Here is a 25,712-nt window from a genome sequence, read left to right on the forward strand (position 1 = left end):
GCCGGTGACTGCGCCGGTGTCGGCGGCTGCGCCCTCAGGCGGCCTGCGGGTCGGCCACGCGTTCGTCGGCGGTGGTCTCCGCGCGGTCGGAGTCGCGGGCCACCTCCTCGCCGCGGCGCAGGATCCACAGCCCGGCCGCGAGCAGCTCCGCGAGGGCGGCGGACCAGATCACGGCGCCTGCGCCGAACAGGATCACGCCGCCCGCCGTCACGCCGAGCACGATCACGGTGTTGGCGAGGCGCCTGCCGAGCAGGCGCCGCCCGTCCAGTCGCCCGCGCCCCACGAACTGCACGAAGGAAGACACCGCCATGGTGAGGATCCAGGCGCCGACGGCGAGGGCGTGGGGTGCCAGCGCGTCCACGATCGTGTCGCCGCCCAGGATCCCCCAGGAGCCGAGGACCACCAGGCCGCCGCCCACGCCGGAGCCCGCGAGCAGCCCGATCACGGCGATCGCGCCGACCGCCCGGAGCCCGCCGCCGATCGCGCCGGAGATGATCCTCGCCCGCAGCATCTCGAGCACCAGGCGCACCGGATACGTCAGCGAGGACGCCGCCCGGTGCAGGGCCAGCGGCAGGGCTCCGCCGGCCGCGCCCACGAGGTAGGGCGTGCCCACGGTCTCGACGGTCTTGATCGCTGCCTCGGCCGAGAGCAGCGCGATGTCCCCCCGGTTCCCGGAGAACCAGCGCACGGCCGCGCGCACGTCCGCGACCGGGGCGATCCGTGCCAGCACCGAGGCGCCCAGCGAGGCCAGCGCCCAGCAGGCCAGCGCGACCGTGGTCGAGAAGTGCCCCGTGGCGATCAGGCCGAGCGAGACGATCCCCGCGATCGAGGCACCGAGCAGGTCTGTGACGCCCGCGAAGCGGATCCTGTCCTCGGCGATGAGTCGGTAGGCGATGCCGCTGCGGTACATCGAGACGGCGGTGGCGAGACCGCCGGCGAGGGCGAAGAGCACGTCGCCCGTGAACAGCAGCGCGACCAGCCCCAGGGTCAGGCCGCTCAGCGAGGTCAGCGCTGTCAGCGAGGCCTGGTAATCGCGCAGCTGCACCGTGACGCCCCCCGCGCGGCGCAGCAGGCGCGCCCACACGTCGCAGATCGTCGCGTACTGCAGGGCGAGGAAGCCGGCGAAGGCGAGGTACACGATCGCGAAGCGCGCATAGCCCTGGACGGACAGGGTCAGCATCGGGAGCACCTGGATGACCGCGGTGGTCGCGATCTGCCCGGCGATCATCCAGAGGTAGGCCGTGTTCTTCATGGGGTCCTCACGCGGTCGGCAGTGGTCGGGGCCGCCGGAGTCGCCACGCCGTGCGCGGCCGCGGCCTCCAGGTAGTACTCCAGGAAGCGCTCCCGCACGGCGTCCTGGGCGAAGCTCGCGCGCGCCCAGTCACGCCCCGCGGCGCCGAGGGCGCTGCGGCGCTGCGGGTCGCGCAGCAGCCCGAGGAGCGCCTCGGCGAGGGCGTCGGGATCACGGACCGGTACGAGCAGCCCCGTCACCCCGTCCTGGACCGCATCGCGCACCCCGGGCACGTCGCTGCCCACCGTGGGCACGCCCATCGCGGAGCCCTCGAGCAGGGTCTGCGGGAACCCCTCGCGGTAGGAGGGCAGTGCGAGCACCGACATCGCGGCGAGATACGGGCGCACGTCCGGACGGTGACCGGCGAGGTGCACACGAGCGTCCGCCGCCAGGGCCGCCATGACGTCGGGGGCGACCGGGTCGGTCTCCTCCGGGCCGCCGAGCAGCAGCAGGTGCGTCTCCGGCTGCTCCTGCCGCACGCGGCCCCAGGCCGCGGCGAGCTCGGCGAGGCCCTTGTCCGCGGCGAGGCGGCCTACGAAGCCGACCACAGGCGCGTCGGCCGGGATTCCGAGCTCCTCCCGGGCCGCGGCGGCCTCCTCCTGCAGCGGCGCGGGGTCGAAGGCGCGCAGGTCCACGCCGTTGATCGTGCCGGCGCCGAGCACCGCACCCTTGCCCCGGTGGATCACGTGCTCCTCCTCGGCCAGGGCGAGCACCGAGGGGCTCACGCAGAGCACTCGGTGGGCGGCGGCGGTCGAGATCCGCTCGGTCGCCTTCAGGATCCTGCGCTGCAGGCCCGAGGTGGTGAGGAAGCGCAGGCCGTGGATCTGATAGATGCACAGCGGCACGCGCGCGAGCCGGGCCGCGAGCGTGACCAGCAGGCCGGCCTTCGGCGTGTGGGTGTGGACGATGTCCGGAGCCTCCCGGCGGAGGATGCCCACCAGCTGCCACAGCGTCCGCAGGTCCGCGCCGACGGAGAAACCTCGGTGCATCGGCACGGAGAGCGCGCGGGCGCCCTCCTCCTCCGCGATCGACTCGAGCTCCGCGCCGGGCGAGGACAGGAGCGTGACCTCGATGCCGCGCGCGGCCAGATGCGCGGGCTGGGAGCGCAGGAAGTTCAGCGTCGTGGGCACCGTCGTGGCGTGAAGGAGCTTCATCGTGGGCCTCCGGGGCTCGGGAAGGGCTCGAAGCGGCGCGCGGACGGCGAGGCGGAGGCCGACGGCGGGGACGACCTCGTCGGGGCAGACGGTGCGGCGGTGCCCGTGTCCGTCGTGGACGGTGCCCGGCGGGTCGCGGCGGCGAGCTGCCTGCCCAGCGGCTGCGTCGCGATGGCCGCGGACCGCTCCTCGTCGGCTCCTGCCCGCTCCGTGCCGCGACGCCGCGACGGGGAGAGCATGTGGGTCGCGGCGGTGATGCCGAGGAGGAACCAGAACAGGCGCGAGTTGTTCAGCGACAGGCCCACCGAGCCGACCATCAGCACCAGGAAGGCGGTCGAGCTCGTGGCCCACACGGCGCGGTGGGCGGTGCCGCCGGGCTTCAGGAGGGTCGCCCGCGCCGCCCAGATCAGGAAGATCATCGCGAGGGGCAGACCCCACTCGGCCATGATCTGCAGATAGGTGTTGTGCGCGAGGACCTCGTGGCCCGTGGTCTCGACCGCGACCGTGAGATAGGTGCCCATCCCCACCCCGAGCAGTGGCGAGAACAGGATCAGTGCGACCGCCGTCGCCCAGGCGGCCGAGCGCTCCGAGCCGTTGCCCGCGATGGCGGAGTCGAAGCTGACCAGCAGGGTCGAGAGCCGGTCCAGGGCCGGGACGTCGTCGGTGAGCTCCGCGAGATCCCCGCCGAGGCCGGTGCTCGGCGCGATCAGCACCACGGAGACGACGATCCCGATCGTGCAGATCGCTGCCAGCGCGCGACGGGCGCGGGAGACGTGGTCCTCCCCGCCGGGGGAGCGCAGGCCCATCGCGCGCCACATCACCAGCAGCGCGAGGGTGATCGCCCCGGTCTTCGAGGCCGACAGCAGCACGCCGCTGATGAGGATCGCGGAGGCAGCGACGCTGACGCCGAGGCGGACGTCGCGGTCGTACCAGAGCACGGCCAGGGCCGCGATCGACATCACCGCGTAGTTGTTGGGATCGTTGGTCAGCCCCTGGAAGCGGAAGCCCCCGTAGTACAGCGACTCCGTGCCCGGCAGCGGCACGACCTGGGTGATCACCGCGATCGCGGCGACCACGACGGCGCCGACCACGAAGGCCCGCAGCGCCAGCCGTGCATGGCCCATGCGCACCGCCTGCACCCCGAGCACGAGGCACAGGAAGGAGACGGCGAGCTTGACCAGATCCAGCACGGTGTCCGAGGCGGGGACGGGCAGAGTGGTCCAGGAGGGGACCAGGACCACGGTCACGGCCAGCAGCTGCAGCGTGAGGACCAGGAAGAACACCAGGGGAGCGACCGGGATCCACAGCTTCCGTCCCAGGGCGAGCACCGCCACGAGCGCTGCCACCACGGGATCGGCGAGCGAGAGGTTCAGCCCGAGGATCACGCTGGAGTGGTTCAGCGTCAGGCCCAGCACTACGAGGACCGCCATGACCAGCAGCTCGAAGGGCTCCCGGTACATCAGCGGGATCCGTGCAGGGCGCTCCGGCGGCACGGCGGCGCGGGGCATCGGCGTCCGTGCGCCTCGTGCGGGAACGGCTGTGCTCATGCTGACCTCCGAGTCGGTCCCCGGTCGGGGTGGCGAACCGCCCGACGGCCCGATGTGCTCCGGGAAGCGAGAATCGGACACATCGGACGGAACGGGCACAGTGTAGCCCGACGGTCGGAGCTCCGGGGAAGATCGTGATCCGCGCGATATGTCCGATTTAGGGTGATTTCAGTATAGTCTGTCCCTCAGGCATCCCGGGGCCCGGCCCCGTGGTGCGGATCATCCCTTGAGGAACTGGAGCGAGGCCGCTGTGGAACTGCATCACTACCTGCTGAACCTCCGAGAGCGCTGGCGCTCCGGACTCGTCGCCGCCCTGATCGTCGCCCTGGCCGTCGCCGGCCTGACCGCGCTGCAGACCCCCGTCTACCGTGCGACGAACCAGGTGTTCGTCCAGGCGCGGACCGGTGCCGGGGTCGCGGACCTCAACAGCGGGGCGAGCTTCGCCCAGCAGCAGATCATGAGCTACTCCGAGCTCGCGACGACCCCCTACGTGCTCGACGAGGTCATCGACGACCTCGACCTCGAGATCACCCCCGCCCGCCTCGCCCGGGACATCAAGGTCTCCGTGGAGGAGGGGTCCTTCCTCATCAGGATCAGCGCCTCCGCCACCGACCCGCAGATGGCAGCGCGCATCGCGGACTCGACCGCGGAGAACCTCCGAGACGCAGTCGCCTCGCTCAGCCCCCAGGACACCGCGAACTCCGTGGAGCTGAGCGTCGTGGCCCAGGCGGTCGTGCCGACGCAGCCCGCCTCCCCGAACATCATCCGCAACGCGCTGCTCGGGGTCGCGCTCGCACTCCTGGCCGGTGTCGCGACCGCCCTCGTGCGCTCCCTGCTCAACACCCGGGTGCGGACCATCGCGGACCTCCAGGGCAGCACCGACCGGATCGTGCTCGGAGCGATCCCCGCCAGCCGCGGCAGCGAGAACGCCTCGCGGATCCTCGTCCAGAACCCGTACAGCGTGGCCTCCGAGGCCTATCGCGAGCTGCGCACGAACCTCCAGTTCGTCAAGCTCGTCGAGAACCGTCGCAGCGTGCTGGTCACCTCCTCCCTCCCCGGCGAGGGCAAGTCCACCGCGACCGTCAACCTCGCCCACGTCCTGGCGATGTCCGGGGCGCGGGTGCTGCTGGTCGACGCCGACCTCCGCTCGCCGTCCGTGCACCGCATCCTCGGCCTCGAGGGCGATGCGGGACTGACCACCGTGCTCATCGGACAGGCCGAGCTCGAGGAGGTCACCCAGTACGCCGGGATCGACGGCCTCGACGTGATCACCGCCGGCGCCATTCCGCCCAACCCCAGCGAGCTGCTCGGCAGCCCCGCGATGGAGGACATGCTCGAAGAGGCCGCGCGCCACTACGACGTCGTCCTCGTCGACGCACCCCCGCTGCTCGCAGTCACCGACGCCGCCGTGCTCTCCCAGGCCGTCGGCGGCGTGCTCGTCGTCGCCCAGAGCGAGCGCGTGCGCCGCGCGGAGTTCGAGCGGGCGCTGGCCAAGCTCGAGACGGTCGACGCGAACGTCGTGGGCCTGGTGCTGAACCGGGTCCGGGGGGTCTCCGGCTCCCAGTACGCCTACGCCTCGCCCGAGGCACGTGCGGTCCTCGCCGCCGAGGCGGAGGACATGGGCCGTCCGGAGCCGGGCTCCATCACCCCGACGGCGAGGGACCACGCCGAGCAGGCCGCCGCCACGGCCGGACAGGACAGCGCGGGCGTCGACTCGGAGGAGCCTGCGACCGAGGAGCTCGCCACCTTCTCCGACGTGCTCGCCGACACCGACGCGCAGGAGGAGTGCGTCTTCCCCCAGGCCGAGGGCGACGAGGCCAGGGGCGAGGAGCATGCCGGGGCACCCGGGCCCGCCGCGCCCCGCCGCCCCGGGCGCCGCAAGGCCGTCCGCCGTCCGGGCTCCGAGCGCCCGGCGGAGCACTTCGCCTCCCGTGAGCTCGAGCGACTCGCCGGCCGCCACGGCGAGCGCTGAGCGACCATGATCTCGACCCGCCTTGCCGAGGGGGCTCGCGCACGCTCGCTCCTTGTCGTGTGCACGGCGAACATCTGCCGCTCGCCGCTCGCCGAGGGACTGCTCCAGGTGCAGGTGGCGGAGCTCGGGCTCACGGTGCGCAGCGCCGGGACGCGCGCCCTGGTCGGCCACCCGCCGGTCCCGGAGTCCGTGGACTACCTGCGCCGCCGCACGGGCCTCACCCTGCAGCACCGTGGCGTTCCGCTGACTCCCCAGCTCATCCAGGACTCCGGGGCGATTCTCACGATGACCGAGCGTCAGCGGGCCGAGGTGGTGCGCCTCGCCCCGGGGGCGCTGCGCCGGGTGTTCACCCTGCGCCAGTTCGTGCGCCTCGCCCCGCACCTGCCGGGTGCGGCCAGCTACCGCAGCGTGGACGAGCTCGCCGAGGCCGTGGCCCGGTGCAGGGCCCTCGCGGGACCGGCCGTGGACGGCGAGGACGACGTCGTGGACCCCTACGGCGGTTCCCCCGAGCAGTACGAGCACAGCTTCGCGCTGATCGCCCGCTCGTGCTCGCGCGTCGCCGGCGTGCTGCGCCTCCGGCTCGTCTGCGGGGATCCCGAGCCGATTCCACCCCCGCAGTGACGAGGGTTCTGCGGCGCGGCGGCACCGGTCCGGGGTGCCGACCGGGGGCCTCGGTCCCGGCGGGGAGGGCCGGAGAAGGAGCGGAACCGGCGCGTCCGGGGCGTGGTCCTCACGCGCTGGACCTGCTCTTCCTCGCCGCTCTCGCCCTCTGGGCGCTGTGGGCGGGGGCCGTGACCGTGCTGGGCGGACGGGAGCTGGCCGAGGCGGGCCGGTATCTCGCGGCCCCGACCCTCCTCGCCGGGGGAGTGCTGCTGGGGCGGCTCGCCGGCCACGGGGTCGAGGTGCGCTCCGGAGCGGTCCGTGCGGCGTCCGTGCTGCTGCTCCCGGCGTGGCTGTGCCTGCTCGCTGCAGGCGTGCTTGGCAGCTCCCTCTATGCGAACGCTCAGGCGGCTGTCGGGCTGCAGATCGTGGCGCTCGCGGCGCTGCTGCTCACCGCAGTCCTGCACCGGGGACCGGGCGAGCGGTCGCCAGGGCTCCTGCTCGCCGGCTCGGTCCTGCTCGCCGTGCTCGCCGCGCTGCTCGGGATGGTGCTTGCGGGCCGTGCCCAGGCGGCGTTCCTGCTGGTGATCGTCATGGTCGTGCTGGCCGTGCTCGCCCTGGCACGGCCCGCTCTCGTGCGGCGCCGGGTCTCCGCCGGGCTCGGCGCGGCCGCGATCGGTGCCGCCCTCGCCGTGGTGCTCGCGCTGGCGAGCCTGACCGCCTGGCCGCGCTGGCTCGGGGACCAGCACAGCCTGAGCTTCGCACGGCAGCTGCTGTGGAAGGACGCGCTCGAGCTGTGGGGGAGCCATCCCCTCGTCGGAGGCGGGCCCGGATCCTTCTACGACAGCTCGCCGATCGCCCGCTCCGAGCCGCACCTCTACGCGGCGCACTCCTCCGTCCTGCAGGCCGGCTCCGAGCTCGGCACACCGGCGGCGCTCCTGCTCCTGGCCGTGCTCGTGCTCGGCGTGCTGCTCGCCGTGCGGGCCGACCGCACCCGCGCGCTGATCGGCGTCGCCGCGTGGAGCGCCCTGGCCGTCCACTCGATGATCGACCACCTCTACGAGTTCCCGATGGTGGTGCTGCTGGCCGGGATCGTGATCGGCTGGGCGGGGGCGCGTCCGGTCCGTCGCGCCGGATCGGCTCACGGTCCCGAAGCGCGGCCCGACCGCTGAGCGGTCCCGCGACCTCTGGCACCCTGGCCCCATGACCTCCCTTCCCGCCGGGCTCCCCGCCGACAGCCACGTGCACAGCGAGTTCTCCTGGGACACCGGCGGCCCGGACTCCGCCGCGCGCGGCACCATGCGCGCGACCTGCGCACGGGCCGTCGAGATCGGGCTGCCCGCGCTGTTCTTCACCGAGCACCTCGACCTCGAGGACGCCTGGTTCACGGACCTGGAGGACTTCGCCGACCACGAGCGGCACCTCGTCGGCGAGGACGGTGTCGTCGTCGTGCCGCGCTTCGACGTGGAGGGCTATCTCGAGGAGATCGACCGCTGCCGCGCCGCGTTCCCGGAGCTCGCGATCGGGACGGGGCTCGAGTTCGGCCAGCCCGGGCTGCGTGCCGAGGCGGCTCGCAGCCTGCTCGACCTCACCGCCTTCGACCGGATCATCGGCTCGCTGCACACCCTCGAGCTCGGCGACCGGCGCGCCGAGCCGAACACGATGTTCCGCCGCCTGCCGGCCGATGAGGTGATCCGGCAGTACCTCGCCGAGGTCCCCGCCCAGGTCGCCTCCGACGGGCCGCACGAGGTCGTCACCCACCTCGACTACGCGGTCCGCTGCTGGCCCGAGGAAGCGGAGGGCCCCTTCGACCCGCGTGCTTTCGAGGAGGAGCTGCGCGGGGCGATGCGCGCGATCGCCGCGAGCGGGCGGGCGCTCGAGATCAACACCCGGCGCCTGCGCCCCTGGATCCCGCAGTGGTGGGCCGAGGAGGGCGGGCGCGCCGTCAGCTTCGGCAGCGACTCCCACACGCCGCTCGCCCTCGCCGCGAACTTCCCCGAGGCCACCGCGATGCTCGAGGCGCTCGGCTTCCGCCCCGGGAGCGACCCGCGCGAGCTCTGGCGGCGCTGAGGCACGGCCCGGCCCGGCAGCACGATCAGACGGAGAGCACCCGCCCGGTCTCGACGCCCTCGATGCCGCGCAGCAGCGCCGCGAGCGCCGTGAGCATCTCCGGCTGCCACCATGCCCAGTCGTGCCCGCCGGAGCACAGCTCGAGCCGCGCCTCGAGCGGCACCTGCTCCCGCTCCGCCGCGTCCAGCACCGTCTCCAGCAGCGCGGCGGCCTGTGCGTGCATCGTCCCTTCGAACCGGCCGGCCTGCAGCGTCAGTCGCAGCGAGGTGCCCTCGGCGGCGGCGCGCCGCGCCGCCGCGAGCAGCGGCGCGGCGAGCGCCCCCTCGGGATACCGCCACAGCGACACGGACTGCGCGATCGCCGCACCCACCCGGTGCGGGGCCCTCGCCGCGGTGAACAGGGCGGTCAGTCCCCCGAAACTGGAGCCGGCGACGACGACCCGCGAGGGGTCGGCGGTGATCGGCACCGGACCGTCCGGATGGGCGAGCCCCTCCGCCTGGAGGCACGGGACGAGCGTCTCGGCGATCCAGCGGGCGTGCCCGCCCGGCACGCCGAGCATCTCGCCGCGCTGCGGCCCGGAGTCGACGAACACCGCGGCCAGCGGCGGCAGCAGGCCCGAGGCGACACCGCGGCGCAGACGCTGCGGGGTGCCCAGCAGATCCGCGTGCTGCGCGCCGTCGGTGAGGATCAGCAGCGGCAGCGCCTCGTCGCCGCGCAGCTGCTCGCACCCGGGATCGCCGGGCCGGGCGACCCACCCGCGCACCGGCTCGTCGATCCCGGGGGAGTCCAGGCGGTGCAGGGCCGGCGCGGGCTCTCCCGTCGGGGGCCCGCAGCCGAAGGGTCCGTCCTCCGGCAGGGCGATCACCGAGCGTGCTGCCCCGCCGCGCGCCGCCCGATGGCCGCGGCGCGCCCCCGCATCGGCCACCACCGCGGCGCCGGGCTGCTTCAGCCCGGCCTCCCACCACGGCGGGTCCCCGGGCCCGTCGTGGACGGCGAAGCCGTAGCTCGCCCGCCAGTCCGAGGGCACCTCGAAGGTGCCCTCCCACCAGCCCCCGCCCGTCGGCCGCAGATCGCAGGCGTCGGCCGGTTCGGGCCGCCACCAGCCGCTCGCGTGCAGCGCGACGGCGCTCGCCGACGGGGCATGGTGGCGGAAGCGCACCAGCGCCGTCGCGCCCGTGCGGGAGAGGACCTCGGGGCCGGCCCGCGAGCGGTCCGGAGCCGGTACCCCGTCCACCCGGTGCACGGGGACGGATGCCTCGGCGTCCGTCGGGCGCGGCAGCGGCTCCCAGCGCTCCGGGGCGAGCAGCGCCTCGAGATCGTCGACCGGGCTCTCCCCGCCGCTGCCGGCCATGACCCTGCTCGCCGCGCTCACACCGGCACCACCAGCGGCCGGCCCGTCGCCGGATGCGGGATCACCACGACCTCCTGGCCGTAGACCTCCTCGATCCGCGCGGCGGTGAGCACCTCGTCGGGCGCCCCCAGCGCCGTGAGCTCCCCGGCGGAGAACACCGCGACCCGGTCGCACCAGCGAGCCGCGAGCGAGAGGTCGTGCAGCACCACGAGCACGCAGCGTCCCTCGTCGGCCAAGGTCCGGGCCCGGCGCAGCAGACTCTCCTGATGGCGCAGGTCCAGCGGGGCGGTCGGCTCGTCCAGCAGCACGATCCCCGCCTGCTGCGCGAGGGTGCGTGCGAACACGGTGCGGGCCAGCTCGCCGCCCGAGAGCGTGGTGACGTCGCGGCCCTCGAGATGCTCCACCTCGGCGTCGACCAGCGCCGCGTCGATGATCGCGGGATCCTCCTCGCTCGCCTCGTGCGGGGCCCGCCCCATCTCCACCAGCTCCCGCACCGTGAAGGAGAAGGTCTGGGAATGGGACTGGGTCATCACGGAGCGCTCGCGGGCCAGCTCCCGCGGAGCCCACCGGTGCGGCGCGGTGCCGGCCAGCGAGATGCTCCCGTCCGTCGGCGCCAGGTCACCCGCGAGCAGGGAGAGCATGGTGGACTTCCCCGCGCCGTTCGGCCCGACGAGCGCGACGAGCTCCCCGCGCGAGGCGGTGAAGGAGACGCCCCGCAGCAGCTGCGCGCCGTCGATCGTGAACCCGACGGACTCGACCCGCACGCACGGCTCCCCCGCGCTCATCCGTGCACCGCCCGCGACCGCATCACCAGCATCAGGAAGAACGGCGCGCCCATCAGCGCCGTGAACAGCCCGATCGGCACCTCGGCAGGCGGGGCGACGATGCGGGAGAGGGTGTCCGCCACCACGATCAGCAGCGCCCCCACCGCCGCGGAGACCGGCAGCAGGCTGCGGTGCGCGGGCCCGCAGACCAGGCGCACGATGTGCGGGACCACCAGGCCGATGAACCCGATCGTGCCCGCGAAGGCGACGCTCGCCCCGGTCAGCAGCGCGGTCGTGACGATCATCGTGCGACGGGTCCGCTCGACGTCGAGGCCCAGGTGCTTGGCCTGGCGCTCACCGAGGGTGAGCAGGTCCAGCCGCCTCGCGAGGAGGATCAGCAGCCCCACGCCGGCCGTCACCGGGACCACGGCGATCGCGAGCTTCAGCCAGGTGATCGCGCCGAGGGAGCCCATCTGCCAGAACACCACCGACTGCAGCTCGTCGTCGTCGGCCGCGAAGGTGAAGAACCCGGTCAGCGCCGCGAAGCCGGCCCCGATCGCGATGCCCACCAGCAGCAGCCGCGAGGTGCCGCCGCCTGCGGAGGGGCGCGCCAGCAGGTAGATCATCCCGGTCGCGAGCAGCCCGCCGGCGAAGGCCGCGGCCGGCACCGCCCAGGCGGTCAGCGCGGTCGCCAGCGGCGGCAGCAGCACGATCGCACCGACCGCCCCGGTCGAGGCGCCGGCGCTCACGCCGATGATCCCCGGATCGGCGAGCGGGTTGCGGAACAGGCTCTGCAGCGCCGCGCCGGAGACCGCGAGCGCGGCCCCGGACAGCGCCCCGAACAGCACCCGCGGCATCCGCAGGGTCATCACCACCGTGGTCTCCAGCGCCGGGGCGCCCTCCCCGATGCCGAGGATCTCGTGACCGGCGACGGCGAGCACCGTGCGCGGGCCGAGCTCGATCGGCCCCAGCCCGATGCCGAGCACCACCGCGACCACGAGCGCCGCGAGCGCGACCGGGAGTGCGAGGGCGAGCGGGACCCGTCGGAGGCGCTCGGTGCGGACGCGGCTCACTCCGCCAGGTCCGCCAGCGCGGTGGCCAGCGCGAGCGCCCCGGCGCCGACGGCGGAGCCCGAGACCTTGATCTGCTCGCTCGGCATGAGCACGAAGTTCGAGGCCTCGCCGGCGGGGGTCCGGGCGAGGGTCGGGAAGGCGGTGAGGAAGCCCTCGAGCCCGCCCCACTCCTCCACGTCGCCGGTGCCGGTGATGATCACGTCGGGGCGCAGGCCCAGCAGGCCCTCGTCGCTGTACTCGACGGAATAGCCGCGCAGCCCGGCCTCGAGCCCGCAGTTCACGGCGCCGACGGCGTCGAGGATGTCCGCGGCGGCGGTGCCGGAGCCGACCACGGCGTTCGCGCCGCCCGCCCCGGAGGACGTCACCACCAGCACGCGCAGCTCGGAGACGGCGTCGCCTGCGGTCTCGCTCGCCCGGGCGAGCTGGTCCTCGACGGCGGCGGCGAGCTCCTCTCCGGCATCCGGGTCGCCGATCAGCGCGGCGACGGCGCGGATCTTGTCCGCCACGGACTGCTGGTCGTCGATCACCGCGGCGGAGACCCCGGCCTGGCGGAACTGCGCGGCGACGTCGCCGTGGCGCTTGGTGTTGTTGCCCAGGAAGAACGTGCCGTCCACGGACAGCAGGCCCTCGACCCCGGTCTGCTGGGAGAACTCGAACTGCTCCGGCGCCGCGAGCGCGGCCGGGGCGACGGAGTTCGTGGGAGCGGCGTAGATGTCCTCCTGCAGGCCCATCGCGGCGAGCATGTCGGCCACGTCCTCGCCGCCGACGATGGTGCGGGAGATGTCCTCGACCGTGACCTCGCTGCCGGTCCCGTCGGTCAGCGTGACGGGAAGCGCGGGTGTGGCCGCGGCCGAGGGGACGTCGGCGCCCTCCACCCAGGTCCAGCCCTCCGGCAGGTCGGCGGGAGAGCCGGCCCCGGCCTCGCCGCCACCGGCTTCCGACGCACCGGAGCCGCCGTCCGAGCCGCCGGAGCCGCCGTCCGACGTGCCGGAGTCCGTGTCGGACCCGCCGCAGGCGGCGAGGCCCACGAGGGCGGCGAGAGCGGCGGAGGTGGTCAGGGCGGTTCGGCGGGTCAGTCGCACGATGGTGATCCTTGTCGGTCGAGATAGGTGAGCCTCACCTTAGAGGGCGGGGCGAGGGCGTGACCGGCGCGAGGAGGTCTGAGACGGACGTCACCGGGTGGGTGACCCCGTATCCTCGACCCGACGGTCCCCACCCCGGACCGTCGGCCCGCCGCCCCGCGACGCCCACCCCCGCGCCGCGCGATCGGCAGAGCCACGGGACGCTCCCGCGCGGAGCAGGACGAGGAGGTCTGATGCGCGCACTGCGCAAGGTCGCGCCCGGTGCCGGCCTGGAATGGACGAACGCCCCGGAGCCCGGCTGCGGGCCCTGGGACGTGAAGGTGCGCGTGCTGCGCACCGGGATCTGCGGCACCGATCTGCACATCCTCGCCTGGGACTCCTCCGCCGAGGCGATGTGCGACACCGTCCCCTTCACCCCCGGTCACGAGTTCTACGGCGAGATCGTCGAGGTCGGCGCCGAGGTCCCGGACGTGCGCGTCGGCGACCGGGTCTCCGGCGAGGGGCACGTGGTGTGCGGGACCTGCCGCAACTGCCGCGCCGGTCGCCGCCAGATGTGCAACCGCGTGCGCTCCGTCGGCGTGCAGCGCGACGGCGCGTTCGCCGAGTACGTCAGCGTCCCGCACGAGAACGTGTGGGTCCACGAGCACGACGGCGGGCAGGAGCTGATCACCCCCGAGCTCGGCGCCGCCTTCGACCCGCTCGGCAACGCCGTCCACACCGCGCTGAAGTTCCCGCTCGTGGGCGAGGACGTGCTCATCACCGGCGCGGGTCCGATCGGCCAGATGGCCGCCGCCGTGGCGCGCCACGCCGGTGCCCGCTACATCACCATCACCGACATCTCCCCGGACCGCCTCGCCATGGCGGAGGACTGCGGCGCCGACGTGGTGCTCGACGTGTCCACCATGCGGGTGCGCGATGCACAGCGCCGCCTGGGGATGCGCGAGGGCTTCGACGTGGGCCTGGAGATCACCGGCCAGGCCCGCGCGCTGCAGGAGATGATCGAGAACATCAACCACGGCGGGAAGATCGCCCTGCTGGGCCTGCCCGCCGCGCCGTTCGAGATCGACTGGACGACGGTGGTCACCCGCATGCTCACCCTCCAGGGCATCTACGGTCGCGAGATGTACGAGACCTGGAACGCGATGTCCGCGATGCTCTCCACCTCCCCGACCCTGCGCGCCGCGATCCAGCGCACCATCACCCACGTGCTGCCCGCCGAACAGTGGGAGGACGGCTTCGCCCTCGCCCGCGAGGCGAAGGCAGGGAAGGTCCTGCTGGACTGGACCGACGTCGGCGGCTGACCCGTCGGCCCCGCCGCCGGGTGGGGCCGCCCCGCCCGCCGGCCCGCCCGACAGCTCGACCGCCCCGCCCCCGAGCCCCCTCCGCACCCGTCCCGACCGAGAGGACCCCATGTACACCGACCTCAAGGACCAGCTGACCGCCGAGCTCGCCGAGATCGAGCAGGCCGGCACCTTCAAGCACGAGCGCGTCATCTCCACCGCGCAGTCCGGCCGCATCACCGCCGGACCCGTCGGCCGCGAGGGCGCCGAGGTGCTGAACTTCTGCGCCAACAACTACCTGGGCCTCGCCGACGACCAGCGGCTCATCGACGCCGCCAAGCGAGCCCTGGACGAGCGCGGCTTCGGCATGGCCTCGGTGCGCTTCATCTGCGGCACCCAGGATCTCCATCTCGAGCTCGAACAGCGGCTCTCCGCGTTCCTCGGCACCGAGGACACGATCCTGTTCTCCTCCTGCTTCGACGCGAACGGGGCTGTGTTCGAGCCGCTGTTCGGCACGGAGGACGCGATCATCTCCGACGCCCTGAACCACGCCTCCCTCATCGACGGGATCCGCCTGTCCAAGGCCGCGCGCTTCCGCTACCGCAACGCCGACCTCGCCGATCTGCGCACCCAGCTCGAGGCCGCCGCCGCGCTGCACGACGGCAAGGGCGCCCGCCGCACCGTCATCGTCACCGACGGCGTGTTCTCGATGGACGGCTATCTCGCCCCGCTGCCCGGCATCTGCGATCTCGCCGAAGAGTTCGGCGCGCTGGTGATGGTCGACGACTCCCATGCCGTCGGATTCATGGGGGACACCGGCGCCGGCACCCCCGAGCACTTCGGGGTCTCCGACCGGGTGGACCTCTACACCGGCACCTTCGGCAAGGCGCTCGGCGGCGCGAGCGGCGGCTACGTCTCCGGCAGGCGCGAGATCGTGGCGATGCTGCGCCAGAAGGGCCGCCCCTACCTGTTCTCCAACTCCCTGGCCCCCTCGATCGTCGCCGCGACCCTGACCGCGCTCGACCTCGTCGCCGGCAGCGCCGAGCTGCGTGCGAGCCTGTTCCGCAATGCCGAGCTGTTCCGGTCCCGGATGGGCGAGGAGGGCTTCGAGCTGCTCGACGGCGAGCACGCCATCGTGCCGGTCATGTTCGGGGACGCGGCGCTCGCCGCCCGGATCGCCGACGTGATGCTCGAACAGGGCGTGTACGTCACCGCCTTCTCCTACCCGGTGGTGCCGCAGGGTCAGGCCCGGATCCGCGTGCAGCTCTCCGCCGCGCACACCGAGCAGGACGTCGAGGCGGCCGTGCGCGCCTTCGTCGCCGCCCGGGACGCCGTCCAGCAGGGCTGATCCGACGGGCGCTGCGAGGACTGGCGCTCAGCCCAGCCGCATCCAGGCGTCGGTGCGCACGCGCAGGCCGAGGGTGATCGCGCGCAGCACCATGAACAGGAAGTTGCAGGCCAGCCACAGCAGCGCGAGGCCGAGCGGGCCGTGGGGCGCCCACAGCGCCACGGCGATCGCGCCGGGAAGGGTCGCGATGGCGACGAAGGAGCCGGCCTTCGCCAGATACGGTGCGTCCCCGGCCCCCATCAGCACGCCGTCGAGCACGAAGACGTACCCGGCGATCGGCTGGGCGATCACGAGCACCCACAGCGCCGTCTGCAGGTTCTCCTGCACCGCGACGTCCGGGGTGAACAGCGAGGGCACCACGTAGCTCGCCGCGAGCAGGCCCACCGCGACCACCGCACCGCCTCCCACGCCCCAGACCATCAGCCGCCTGGTCACCGCGTGGACGGTCCGCGGGTCCGAGGCGCCGAGATACCGGCCGGTCAGGGCCTGGCCGGCGATCGCGAGGGAGTCCAGCGCGAGCGACAGCACCGTGAACACGGTCGTGGCCAGCTGGTGCGCGGCGAGCTGCACGTCCCCCAGCCCGGTCGCGACCACCGTCGAGGCGATCAGCACGACGCGCAGGGAGAGGGTGCGCACGAACATCGGCACCGCATCGCGGCCGACGGCGACGAGATGCGCCGGCTGCAGCCCGAGCCCGATGCCCTCGCGCCGTGCCCGGCGCACGATCACCGCCAGCAGCACCAGCGCCATCCCCCACTGCGCGATGACCGTGCCGATCGCGGAGCCCGCGATGCCGAGCTCGAGACCGAAGATCAGCAGCGCGTTCAGCGGGATGTTCACCAGCGCCCCGCCCACGGCGACCACGAGCGGCAGCGTCGCGTCCTGCAGCCCCCGCACCAGGCCGGTCGCCGCCTGCACAGCGAGCATCGCGGGCAGTCCCAGCGCGCTCAGGCGCAGGTAGATCGTCGCCTCGGCGAGCACCTCGGGGGAGGGGCCGAACAGGGCCAGCAGCGGTTCCCCGGCGACCACCAGCACGAGGGCGACCGCGGCGCCGACGATCAGCGCGAGCCAGCACGCGTCGATGCCGCGGGAGATCGCCTCCTTCCGTCGCCCCGCGCCGAAGGAGCGGGCGACCGCGGCGGTGGTCGAGTAGGCGAGGAACAGGGCGAGGCCCACGACGGTGGTGAGCACCGTCGAGGCGACGCCCAGCCCGGCCAGCGAGGTGGTCGAGACGCGGGCGATGAACGCTGAGTCGGCGAGGACGAACAGCGGCTCGGCGACCAGCGCGCCGAAGCTCGGCACGGCCAGGCGCAGGATGTCGCGGTCGACGGCACGCCGGGCCCGCTCCTCGCGGGGCTCACCAGGGGAGGAGGGGACGGAGAAGGGCACCCCACCATTGTGCGACGGGTGTCCGACCATCGTCGGGTCCACCGTCACAGGTGCGCGTGAGAGAGTTCCCGCGGAGCATCCGTCCCTGTGCGCCGGCCTGCAGTGCATCGGCCCCTGTGCTCCGCCGCGGCGACGACGCCGTCGTCCCCACGCCCGTCCGCGTCCCGAGGAGCAGGATGAACCGCCTGGCCCGTCTGAGCCTGAACAACAGGTCCTTCATCGCGCTGGTCTGCATCGCCGTGTCGATCATCGGCGCCTTCATCATGACCACGATGCGCCAGGAGCTGATCCCCTCGGTCTCCCTGCCGCAGATCCAGGTGATGACCACCGCCCCCGGCTCCTCCTCCGAGCAGGTGCGGGACCGGATCACGAGCCCCGTCGAGCAGTCCCTGTCGGGGCTCGAGAACGTCGAGAGCACCTCCTCGACCTCGCAGGCGGGCATGTCGATGGTCACCGTCGAGCTCACCTACGGCACCGATGTGGCCCGCTCCTCCAACCAGGTCGACGCGGCGCTCTCGCGCATCGAGGACCAGCTCCCGTCGGACGCGGACCCGCAGGTCATCTCCGGCGGCACGAGCGATCTGCCGGCCGTGGTGCTCTCGGTCTCCTCCGACCTCGACCCCTCCGAGCTGGCCACGCGGCTCGAGTCCTCGGTGACCCCGGAGCTCGAGCGCGTCGACGGCGTCTCCTCCGTCGCCGTGATCGGCGCGCCCGAGCAGATCGTGCGGATCACCCCCGACGAGGACGCGCTGGCCGAGCACGGCCTGACCGACGACGACATCTCCACCGCCCTGGACGCGAGCGGCCTGTCCCTGCCCGGCGGCTCCGTGACCGACGACGACCGCACCATGGACGTGGTGCTGGGGCAGAGCATCGACAGCATCGAGAGCCTCGAGGGCATCGTGCTGATGCCCTCGGACAGCTCCGCGGTCGGCGACGGGCAGCAGGGCCAGGGCGCGGACCAGGACGCCCAGCAGGGTGCCGACGCCCAGCAGGGCGCGGGCGATGCGCAGACCCAGCCCGGCACCACCCCGGGCGAGCCCGCCGAGCCGGTCACCCTCGACGAGGTCGCCGAGGTCGAGCGGACCACCGAGGACCCCACCTCGATCTCCCGCACCAACGGCCGCGAGTCGCTGGTCGTCATGGTCACCGCGACGGTCGACGGCAATGTCGTGGACATCTCCGACGGCGTCGACTCGGTGCTGGACGACACCCTCTCCGGCGTGGGCGGGGACGCCGACGCGGACATCGTCTTCGACCAGGCGCCGTTCATCCAGGAGTCGATCCTCGCGCTCGCCGAGGAGGGCCTGCTCGGTCTGCTCTTCGCCGTCGGCGTGATCCTGCTGTTCCTGCGGCGAGTGCGCCCCACCGTCGTCACCGCGATCTCGATCCCGACCTCGCTGCTGATCGCCTTCATCGGCATGTACGTCACCGGCTACACGCTGAACATGCTCACCCTGGCGGCGCTGACCATCTCGATCGGCCGCGTGGTCGACGACTCGATCGTGGTGATCGAGAACATCACGAGGCATCTCGCCTACGGCAAGACCAAGCGCCGCGCGATCCTCGACGCCGTCGGCGAGGTCGCCGGCGCCATCACCGCCTCCACCCTCGCCACCGTCGTGGTGTTCCTGCCGATCGCCGTGGTCGCCGGGATGGCCGGCGAGCTGTTCCGGCCCTTCGCCCTCACCGTCGGCATCGCGATGCTGTCCTCGCTGCTGGTGGCGCTGACCATCGTGCCGGTGCTCGCGTACTGGTTCCTGAAGCCCCCGAAGGGGCACGAGGACGTCGACCCGGACGACGCCGCGCAGGTCGCCGCGATCCGCGAGGAGGCCGAGGGCGAGGAGGAGCGCACCTGGCTGCACCGCCTCTACGCCCCTGTGCTCCGCGCGACGCTGGACTCGCTGCCGCGCCGCCTGATCACCCTCGTCGCCTCCGTCGCGGTGCTGGTCGGGACCGTCTTCCTGATCCCGCTGGTGAACATCAACTTCCTCGGTGACTCGGGGCAGAACATCGCCTCGATCACCCAGACCCTCCCGGCCGGGACCAGCCTCGAGCAGTCCTCCTCCAAGGCCTCCGAGAGCGAGGACGCGCTGCTGGACGTCGACGGCGTCCAGACCGTCCAGACCACGATCGGCGGCGGCCAGTTCGGCATGGGCGGGGGCGGCGAGAACGAGGTCAGTTTCTCGATCACCACCGACCCCGACGCCGACCAGGAGGCGCTGCTGGACTCGATGCTCGCCGCGCTCGAGGACCTGCCGGACCACGGGGACGTCGAGGCGGCCGACATCGCCTCGCCCACCGGCTCGAGCTCCGTGGACATCCTCGTCACCGGCCCCACCGCGGCGGACCGCGAGGACGCGAACGACGCGATCCTCGCCGAGCTCGACCCGCTGCCCGAGGGCGTCTCCGAGGTCGTCAGCGACCTCGAGGCCGACCAGCCCACCGCGGTGGTCACCGTGGACCGCGAGAAGGCGGCCGCGCTCGGGCTCACCGAGGAGGCCGTGGTCGGCCTGGTCGCCCAGCAGATGTACCCCGGCGCGATCGGCACGATCACGCTCGAGGACGACGAGCTGGACATCGTCGTCGAGACCGGGGAGAGCGTGGACACCTTCGCGCAGCTGCAGGACCTCGAGCTCATGGGCTCGATCCCGCTGACCGACGTCGCCTCCGTCGACGAGGACCTCTCCCGCCCCTCGATCGCCACCCAGGACGGGCTCGAGACGGTCACCGTCTCGGTCACCCCCGAGGGCGAGGACGTCGGCGCGGCGACCGCCGCGGCGAACGACGCGATCGAGGCGGCGGACCTGCCCGAGGGCGTCGAGGCGACCGTCGGCGGCACCGCCGCGGACATCGACGAGACCTTCGGCCAGCTCGGCATCGCCATGGTCGCCGCGATCCTGCTGGTGTACGTGCTGCTGGTGTGGATCTTCAAGTCGCTGATCCAGCCGCTGATCCTGCTGGTCTCGATCCCCTTCGCGGCGATCGGCTCGCTGGGCCTGCTGGTCATCACCGGGGTGCCGCTCGGCCTGCCCTCGATGATCGGCCTGCTGATGCTGGTGGGCATCGTGGTCACCAACGCGATCGTGCTGATCGACCTGGTCAACCAGTACCGACGGCACGGGCTCGGGCTGGACGAGGCGCTGCACCTCGGCGCCTCCAAGCGTCTGCGCCCGATCCTCATGACCGCGGCCGCGACGATCTTCGCCCTGGTCCCGATGGCGCTGGGCCTGACCGGCAACGGCGGGTTCATCGCCCAGCCGCTGGCCGTGGTGGTCATCGGCGGCCTCGTCTCCTCGACCCTGCTCACCCTGGTGATCGTGCCGGTGCTGTACCGCATGGCCGAGGGGCCGGGGGAGCGGCGCCGCCTGCGCCAGGAGGCCCGCGCCGACGAGCGACGGGGCGGTCGCGCGCGCCGTGAGGAGGCAGAGCGGCGCGAGGCCGAGGGCGATGCCGTCGTCGATCATCTCGAGGGGACGGACGGCGCTGCCGCGCAGGCGTTCGATGCAGCTGGTGCGCAGGATGCACCGGCCGACGCCCAGCAGCAGGACCTCGCACGGCGCCGCTCCCTGAAGGAGCGCGGCGGGATCATCGGGATCGTGAAGCGCAGGCTCGGACGGGACTGACCCGTCGCGGGCCGGCGATGGTCAGGTGCTGGCGTATGGCGTCCCTCTACGGACATATCGGCGTACTGGGACGCCATACGCCAGCAGATGACCACGACCCCGCCCGCCCCGCCCCGCCTGCCCCGTCTGCCCCGCCTGCCACGCCCCGGCGGCGGCGCTCCCCGGAGGGCGTGGTCGCCTACGATGCCCGGGAGGGCACGGACGTGCACGCGCGCGGGCCTCGCGGCCGCCGAGCTCACCGGCCCGCTCCCGGGCCCGGCCACGGAGAACAGCAGCGGGGGAGGAGCACATGGCGTCGAACGAGGCCCCCGAGCACAGCCGCACCTCCCGCCCCGCCCGCGGCCCCTCCCGCTGGACGGTGCGCACCCGGGTGCTCTCGACCCTCCTCGCCTTCGTCGCCGGGGGTCTCGCCGTGACGGGCGTGCTCACCTTCGCCGCGCAGTTCCGTGCCCTGGACCAGCGGGTCGACGCCGAGCTCTGGCAGGAGCACAGCGAGCTCGCCCTGATCGCGAGCTCCACCGAGGCCGACGGCAGCTCCACCTACACCACGGTGGACGGCCTGCTGCTGCACGCGACGGACTCCGCCGCCCCGTCGGACCACGAGTCGGTCATCGCGATGGTCGACGGGCAGGCCCGGTATCAGCCGCGCCAGCAGGAGTTCTCGCTGGTGCCGCGGGTCACCGACGACATGTCCGCGACCGAGGCCGCGGCGGTGAAGGAGCAGGCCGAGCTCGTCCGCACCCAGCTCCTGGACGCCCAGGTGCCCGGGCGCACCGTCATCGTGCCGATGGAGATCGACGACCGGGACCTGCGCGTGCTCATCGCCTCGGTCACGGTCTCGGGAGATGACGCGCAGGGCGTGTTCGTCGTCGCCAGCGACATCGGCGCCCAGCGGCGCGAGCTGTGGCAGAGCGTCGCGGTCTTCTCCGGCCTGTCGGTGCTGACGCTGCTGCTGGGAGGCTGGGGCGGCTATGTCGTCACCGGGCGTCTGCTGCGGCCGCTGGAGGACCTCCGCCGCGCCACCGAGCAGGTCACGGTCACCGATCTCGAGCATCGCGTCCCGGCCACGGGCGGCGACGACATCTCCGCGCTCGCCCAGAACTTCAACCGCATGCTGGAGCGGATCCAGGAGGGCTTCGCCGAGCAGCGCCGCTTCATGAGCGACGTGGGCCATGAGCTGCGCACCCCGCTGACGATCGTGCGCGGCACCCTCGAGACGACCGACGTCGAGGACCCCGCCGACGTCACCGAGGCGCACGAGATCGCGGTGGAGGAGCTGGAGCGGATGGGCCGCGTCGTCGGGGACCTCTCCGAGCTGGCCGCCTCGAGCCGCCCCGACTACGTGCGTCCCCGTCCGGTCGAGCTCGCCGGCCTCACCCGCTCGGCCTTCGCCCGCCTCGAGCACATCGCCGATCGGGACTGGATCCTCTCGCGCAGCGAGGACGTCGTCGCCGACGTCGACGAGCAGCGGCTCACGCAGGCGGTCGTGCAGCTGGCCGCCAACGCCGTCCGCTTCAGCGACGAGGGGAGCCGGATCTGGTTCGGGGTGGCCCAGGTGCTCGGGCCGGACGGACCCGAGATCCACTTCAGCGTGCGCGACGAGGGCATGGGCATCGCCGAGGAGGACCAGCGCCGCATCTTCGAGCGCTTCATCCGTGCCGAGGGCGCCCGCGGCTCCGGTTCCGGGCTGGGCCTGCCGATCGTGCTCGCCATCGCGGAGGGCCACGGCGGGACGGTGCGCCTGCTGTCCTCGCCCGGGCACGGCTCGACCTTCACGATCGTGCTGCCGCAGTTCAGCGCCCGCGAGCCGGCGGCCGACGGGGACGGGCACGCGGCGAGCAGCGGCCATACTGGTGAGCGGGAGCCGGGCCTCCCGGAGCACGACACCGACCACGCACCCCGGAGGGAGCACGGATGAGGATCCTGATCGCCGAGGACGAGGCGCGCATCGCCCGCTTCATGGAGCGCGGTCTGAAGGCCAACGGCTATGCGACCACCGTGGTGGAGGACGGCATCTCCGCCCTCGATCTCGCCTCCGCCGGCGAGTTCGACCTGCTGATCCTCGACGTCGGCCTGCCGCGGATGGACGGCTTCCAGGTCCTGAAGGCGCTGCGCGGCATGGACGTGCAGATCCCGATCCTCATGGTCACCGCCCGCACCGGCGTGGAGGACACGGTGAAGGGCCTCGAGGACGGGGCGAACGACTACATCGCCAAGCCCTTCCGCTTCGAGGAGCTGCTGGCGAGAGTGAAGCTGCGGGCGCGGGAGGCGAGCGCCGGCGCGGGCGCGGTCGGCGCCGACGTGCTCACCCTCGGCGACCTCTCCCTGGACCTCCGCTCCCGCATCGCCCGCTGCACCGTGGACGGATCGGAGCGCGAGGTGGAGCTGTCCTCGCGGGAGTTCACGATGGCGCGGGTGTTCCTCGAGAACCCGCAGCAGGTCCTCACCCGGGATCTGCTGCTGTCGAAGGTGTGGGGCTACGACTACGACGGCGCCTCGAACGTGGTGGACGTGTACGTCGGCTACCTGCGCGGCAAGCTCGGCGCGCCGCGTCTGGTGACCGTGCGCGGCGCGGGATACAAGCTCGTCGACCCCGCCGCCTGAGACCCCCGCCGCCTACGATCGATGGTGATACGTGCAGGTCACGGCCTGGATGAGAGACCTCTCATCGACTCTTCACGACCGTCTCATCGCGCGCTGGGAGCCTCCCTGCCATGAAGACCTTGCGGACAGTCGGGATCCTCGTGGCCGTCGCGCTCGCGGCGGTCACGCTCGCTCTGCTGCCCGTGCTCCAGGCGGAGGTGACCTCCGACCGTCCCGGCATCGCCGTCGGCGAGGCCTCCGACGCCGGGGGAGCGGGCGGCGCGGAGCGCGTCGACCTCGACCCCGCTGCGACGAGCACGGCCGACGGGACGGGCGACCCGGAGGGCACGACGACCGGTGAGGACACCTCCGTCGCGCTCCCACGCTCCAGCGCGTCCGAGCAGCCGGTCTCCGGGGTCCATTCCGACACCGGGGTCGGCGCGATGGAGACCGAGCCCTCTCCTGAACCGGCCGACACGTCGAGCCCCGCGACGAGGAAGCCGTCGACGGGCAGCTCCCCGTCGTCCGACTCCTCGTCGTCCGGTTCCTCGGGATCCTCTGGCGGAGGATCCTCCTCGGGCTCGTCGGACCGCCGCACCGACGACGGGGCGTCCACCCCGCCGCGCCCCTCGAGCGTGTGCGAGTGGGACGACGGCGAGCTCGACTGCGATGACGATGACGATGACGATGATGACGACGACGATGACGACGACGATGACGACGACTGAGCGCGCACCCCGCTGAACGCGCTCGGCCCGGAGGGCTCAGGCGGGCACGCCGAGGCGCGCGAAGGCGTTGCGGAAGATCGTCAGCCCGTCCAGGCCCGGCATCTTCTGCACCCGCTTGTCGAGCTTGTCGAGCTCCCCGCCCTGATGGGCGAAGAGATGGTTCATCACGTGGCGCACCTCGGACTCGTCCATCATCCCGCTGCCCACCGGCTTCCACACCTTCGACATCACCAGGCGCACGAGCTTCTTCGCCGAGTTCGACGCCTCCAGGTGCTTGCGGGCCGAGGTCGTGTAGAAGGCGACGTGCCGGGTCTCCTGCTGCGCGATGCGCTTGAGCAGCGGGGACAGCGCCGGATGGTCGGTCATCGCGGAGAGCCGGCGGTAGGCCGCCACGGCCGAGAGCTCGTTGGCCGCGCCCCACACCATGTGCACGGCGACGAAGTCGGTGCCGGCGAGGTTGGTCAGCGCGGACTGCTTGAACGGGCCCAGTGCCTCGCGCCAGCCGAGCTTGACCCGCTTGGCCTTGACCTCGTCGTAGTCGACGACGATGCCGTGGCGCTCGAGCACCTTCGCCAGCGCCTCGCCGTGCCAGAACTCCTCGCGGTTCCACATGGTCATGAAGCCGCCCGCCTCCTCCTCGCGGTGGGAGGGGGTCACCAGCAGGTCCCGCAGGAAGCAGGAGGTGTGGTACTCGACGTCGCACATGTAGCGCAGGGAGCGCAGGGTCGGCGCGTCCAGCGGCTGGGACTCGAAGGTGTCGAAGTCGAGGTCCTCGTACTTCACGGGCACCGAGGTCTCGGCGAACTGATCGATGTCGAAGGCCATGTCACGCTCCGGTACGAGGCAGGGAGAGCAGGTGGGGATCGGGAAGGTCGGGCCCGGGCAGCAGCCGGGTGATCTCCCACCGGGCGCTGCGCAGCGCGGCACGGTCGCGCGGGTCCGCGCCGAGCACCTGCAGCGCGGCGTCGAGATCCGGGTCCGGCACCCCGCCGCCGTGCAGCGGGGAGCCCGTGGCGAGCACGAGGCGCGCGGTCAGGGCCTCGCGCGCGGAGCGGGTGATGCGGCCGATCGCCTCCGCGACGAAGAAGTCCCGGGCCGCCTCGTGACGTGCCCGCACGGTGCGGACCACCCGCTCGGCCTCTCCGCCGAGCCGCCGGGCGACCGCGTCGAGGCCGCCCATGAGCGAGGCCTCCTGGATCGCCATGCGCGCCATGTGACCGGCCGCGATCGCCTCCCCGGCGGCCGCGTTCCACAGCGGGGTCAGCAGCGGCTGGACCCGGTCCACGTGCACGCGCCGCAGCACCGCCGACGGCGAGGGGCGCCGCCCCGGCTCCGGCCGCTCCACCGGGTCGTCGCCCGTGAGCAGGTCGCGCAGGGCGCGGCCCTGCCAGTGCCGGTCCACGAGCCAGGTGGCGAGGAAGGCGGTGATCCGGGCCTCGTTCGCGGTGACGGTCGCGAGCATCATCCGGGACTCGGCCAGTGCCGAGGACTCCAGGCGCTGCAGCATCCCGAGCGCGAGCCGCTCCGCAGCGCGCAGCGGCTCCTGGGAGGCGTGCAGCGCGGAGTCCACCGGCAGCCGGGAGGTGCCCCGGCGCACATAGGCCGCGACGTCGAAGTCGGTGAGCAGGGCGGGGGTGATCGTCTCGTCGAAGTGGAGGTGGCCGGCGAAGCGGCCGGCGCGCGGCATCGACGCGTGCGGATCGGGCGAGGGGCCGGTGGCGCTCCCTCCCCTGGCGTCGTCGGACGAGGCCGACGGGTCCGCGGCGAGGTCGACGGTCACCTTCCACCTCTCTCTCGGGATGTGCGGGATCGTGGCGCGGGAACGATGCGGGAGGCCGCACCTCTGCGGAGCGA

Annotated in this window: 20 protein-coding genes; 10 read left to right on the plus strand and 10 right to left on the minus strand. The window is 73.3% G+C overall.

The window, feature by feature from the left end:
* Positions 1-34: 34 nt before the first annotated feature.
* From D1648_RS02385 to D1648_RS02395, 3 genes are read right to left on the minus strand one after another with little or no spacing between them, the layout of a single operon-like run.
* Positions 35-1,252 carry a hypothetical protein gene (locus D1648_RS02385; protein ID WP_122939214.1) on the minus strand — a complete coding sequence of 406 codons (1,218 nt, stop codon included), beginning with the start codon at positions 1,250-1,252 and terminating at the stop codon, positions 35-37.
* Positions 1,249-2,445 (minus strand): glycosyltransferase family 4 protein, encoded by a 1,197-nt coding sequence (locus tag D1648_RS02390; protein WP_122939215.1) that lies wholly within the window; start codon positions 2,443-2,445, stop codon positions 1,249-1,251. The genes D1648_RS02385 and D1648_RS02390 overlap by 4 nt, the downstream gene beginning before the upstream one ends.
* Positions 2,442-3,992: an O-antigen ligase gene (locus D1648_RS02395; protein ID WP_122939216.1), complete on the minus strand. Its 1,551-nt coding sequence runs from the start codon at positions 3,990-3,992 to the stop codon at positions 2,442-2,444. The genes D1648_RS02390 and D1648_RS02395 overlap by 4 nt, the downstream gene beginning before the upstream one ends.
* Before the next feature lie 250 nt (positions 3,993-4,242).
* Between D1648_RS02395 and D1648_RS02400 the strand changes: the two genes are divergently transcribed.
* From D1648_RS02400 to D1648_RS02415, 4 genes are all read left to right on the plus strand, one after another.
* A complete protein-coding gene (locus D1648_RS02400) occupies positions 4,243-5,964 on the plus strand; it encodes a polysaccharide biosynthesis tyrosine autokinase (protein WP_126281965.1) in 1,722 nt (573 codons plus the stop codon).
* A 6-nt stretch (positions 5,965-5,970) separates the two neighbouring features.
* On the plus strand, positions 5,971-6,585 hold the full coding sequence (locus tag D1648_RS02405; RefSeq protein WP_122939218.1) for a low molecular weight phosphatase family protein: 615 nt from the start codon (positions 5,971-5,973) through the stop codon (positions 6,583-6,585).
* 170 nt (positions 6,586-6,755) lie between these two features.
* On the plus strand, positions 6,756-7,736 hold the full coding sequence (locus D1648_RS02410; protein ID WP_122939219.1) for an O-antigen ligase: 981 nt from the start codon (positions 6,756-6,758) through the stop codon (positions 7,734-7,736).
* Between the two features lie 31 nt (positions 7,737-7,767).
* Positions 7,768-8,634 (plus strand): PHP domain-containing protein, encoded by an 867-nt coding sequence (locus tag D1648_RS02415; protein ID WP_122939220.1) that lies wholly within the window; start codon positions 7,768-7,770, stop codon positions 8,632-8,634.
* A gap of 25 nt (positions 8,635-8,659) precedes the next feature.
* Here the strand turns inward: D1648_RS02415 and D1648_RS18010 are convergent, their stop codons facing one another.
* The 4 genes from D1648_RS18010 to D1648_RS02435 are packed head-to-tail and all read right to left on the minus strand — an operon-like array spanning position 8,660 to position 12,904.
* Complete coding sequence (locus D1648_RS18010) at positions 8,660-10,006, minus strand: esterase family protein (RefSeq protein WP_206424760.1); 1,347 nt, start codon at positions 10,004-10,006, stop codon at positions 8,660-8,662.
* Positions 10,003-10,749, minus strand: a complete 747-nt coding sequence (locus tag D1648_RS02425) for a heme ABC transporter ATP-binding protein (protein WP_241155324.1) — start codon at positions 10,747-10,749, stop codon at positions 10,003-10,005. Before D1648_RS02425 ends, D1648_RS18010 begins: the two co-directional genes overlap by 4 nt.
* Before the next feature lie 17 nt (positions 10,750-10,766).
* Positions 10,767-11,822 carry an iron ABC transporter permease gene (locus tag D1648_RS02430; RefSeq protein ID WP_122939223.1) on the minus strand — a complete coding sequence of 352 codons (1,056 nt, stop codon included), beginning with the start codon at positions 11,820-11,822 and terminating at the stop codon, positions 10,767-10,769.
* On the minus strand, positions 11,819-12,904 hold the full coding sequence (locus D1648_RS02435) for an ABC transporter substrate-binding protein (RefSeq protein WP_241155325.1): 1,086 nt from the start codon (positions 12,902-12,904) through the stop codon (positions 11,819-11,821). The genes D1648_RS02430 and D1648_RS02435 overlap by 4 nt, the downstream gene beginning before the upstream one ends.
* Positions 12,905-13,137: 233 nt before the next feature.
* Here D1648_RS02435 and tdh point away from each other — a divergent pair, with 233 nt between their 5' ends.
* Together tdh and D1648_RS02445 are read left to right on the plus strand one after the other, a co-directional pair.
* The gene (gene tdh / locus D1648_RS02440; RefSeq protein ID WP_122939224.1) at positions 13,138-14,205 is read left to right on the plus strand and encodes an L-threonine 3-dehydrogenase; all 1,068 of its coding nucleotides are present in this window, start codon (positions 13,138-13,140) and stop codon (positions 14,203-14,205) included.
* A 109-nt stretch (positions 14,206-14,314) separates the two neighbouring features.
* A complete protein-coding gene (locus tag D1648_RS02445) occupies positions 14,315-15,532 on the plus strand; it encodes a glycine C-acetyltransferase (RefSeq protein WP_122939225.1) in 1,218 nt (405 codons plus the stop codon).
* Between the two features lie 27 nt (positions 15,533-15,559).
* On the opposite strand, the gene D1648_RS02450 is transcribed toward D1648_RS02445, so the two are convergent.
* Complete coding sequence (locus D1648_RS02450) at positions 15,560-16,921, minus strand: MATE family efflux transporter (RefSeq protein WP_122939226.1); 1,362 nt, start codon at positions 16,919-16,921, stop codon at positions 15,560-15,562.
* Between the two features lie 176 nt (positions 16,922-17,097).
* Between D1648_RS02450 and D1648_RS02455 the strand changes: the two genes are divergently transcribed.
* From D1648_RS02455 to D1648_RS17770, 4 genes are all read left to right on the plus strand, one after another.
* Positions 17,098-20,547: an efflux RND transporter permease subunit gene (locus tag D1648_RS02455; RefSeq protein ID WP_122939227.1), complete on the plus strand. Its 3,450-nt coding sequence runs from the start codon at positions 17,098-17,100 to the stop codon at positions 20,545-20,547.
* Between the two features lie 289 nt (positions 20,548-20,836).
* Positions 20,837-22,465: a cell wall metabolism sensor histidine kinase WalK gene (locus D1648_RS02460; protein ID WP_122939228.1), complete on the plus strand. Its 1,629-nt coding sequence runs from the start codon at positions 20,837-20,839 to the stop codon at positions 22,463-22,465.
* Positions 22,462-23,151: a response regulator transcription factor gene (locus D1648_RS02465; protein ID WP_122939229.1), complete on the plus strand. Its 690-nt coding sequence runs from the start codon at positions 22,462-22,464 to the stop codon at positions 23,149-23,151. Before D1648_RS02460 ends, D1648_RS02465 begins: the two co-directional genes overlap by 4 nt.
* A gap of 110 nt (positions 23,152-23,261) precedes the next feature.
* On the plus strand, positions 23,262-23,858 hold the full coding sequence (locus D1648_RS17770) for a hypothetical protein (RefSeq protein ID WP_126281966.1): 597 nt from the start codon (positions 23,262-23,264) through the stop codon (positions 23,856-23,858).
* A gap of 36 nt (positions 23,859-23,894) precedes the next feature.
* On the opposite strand, the gene D1648_RS02475 is transcribed toward D1648_RS17770, so the two are convergent.
* Both D1648_RS02475 and D1648_RS02480 read right to left on the minus strand, forming a co-directional pair.
* On the minus strand, positions 23,895-24,683 hold the full coding sequence (locus D1648_RS02475; RefSeq protein WP_122939231.1) for a ferritin-like domain-containing protein: 789 nt from the start codon (positions 24,681-24,683) through the stop codon (positions 23,895-23,897).
* Between the two features lies 1 nt (position 24,684).
* Positions 24,685-25,638 (minus strand): hypothetical protein, encoded by a 954-nt coding sequence (locus tag D1648_RS02480; protein WP_122939232.1) that lies wholly within the window; start codon positions 25,636-25,638, stop codon positions 24,685-24,687.
* Positions 25,639-25,712: the final 74 nt, after the last annotated feature.

The sequence above is a fragment of the Brachybacterium sp. EE-P12 genome, assembly GCF_003711805.1.
Lineage (GTDB): Bacteria > Actinomycetota > Actinomycetes > Actinomycetales > Dermabacteraceae > Brachybacterium.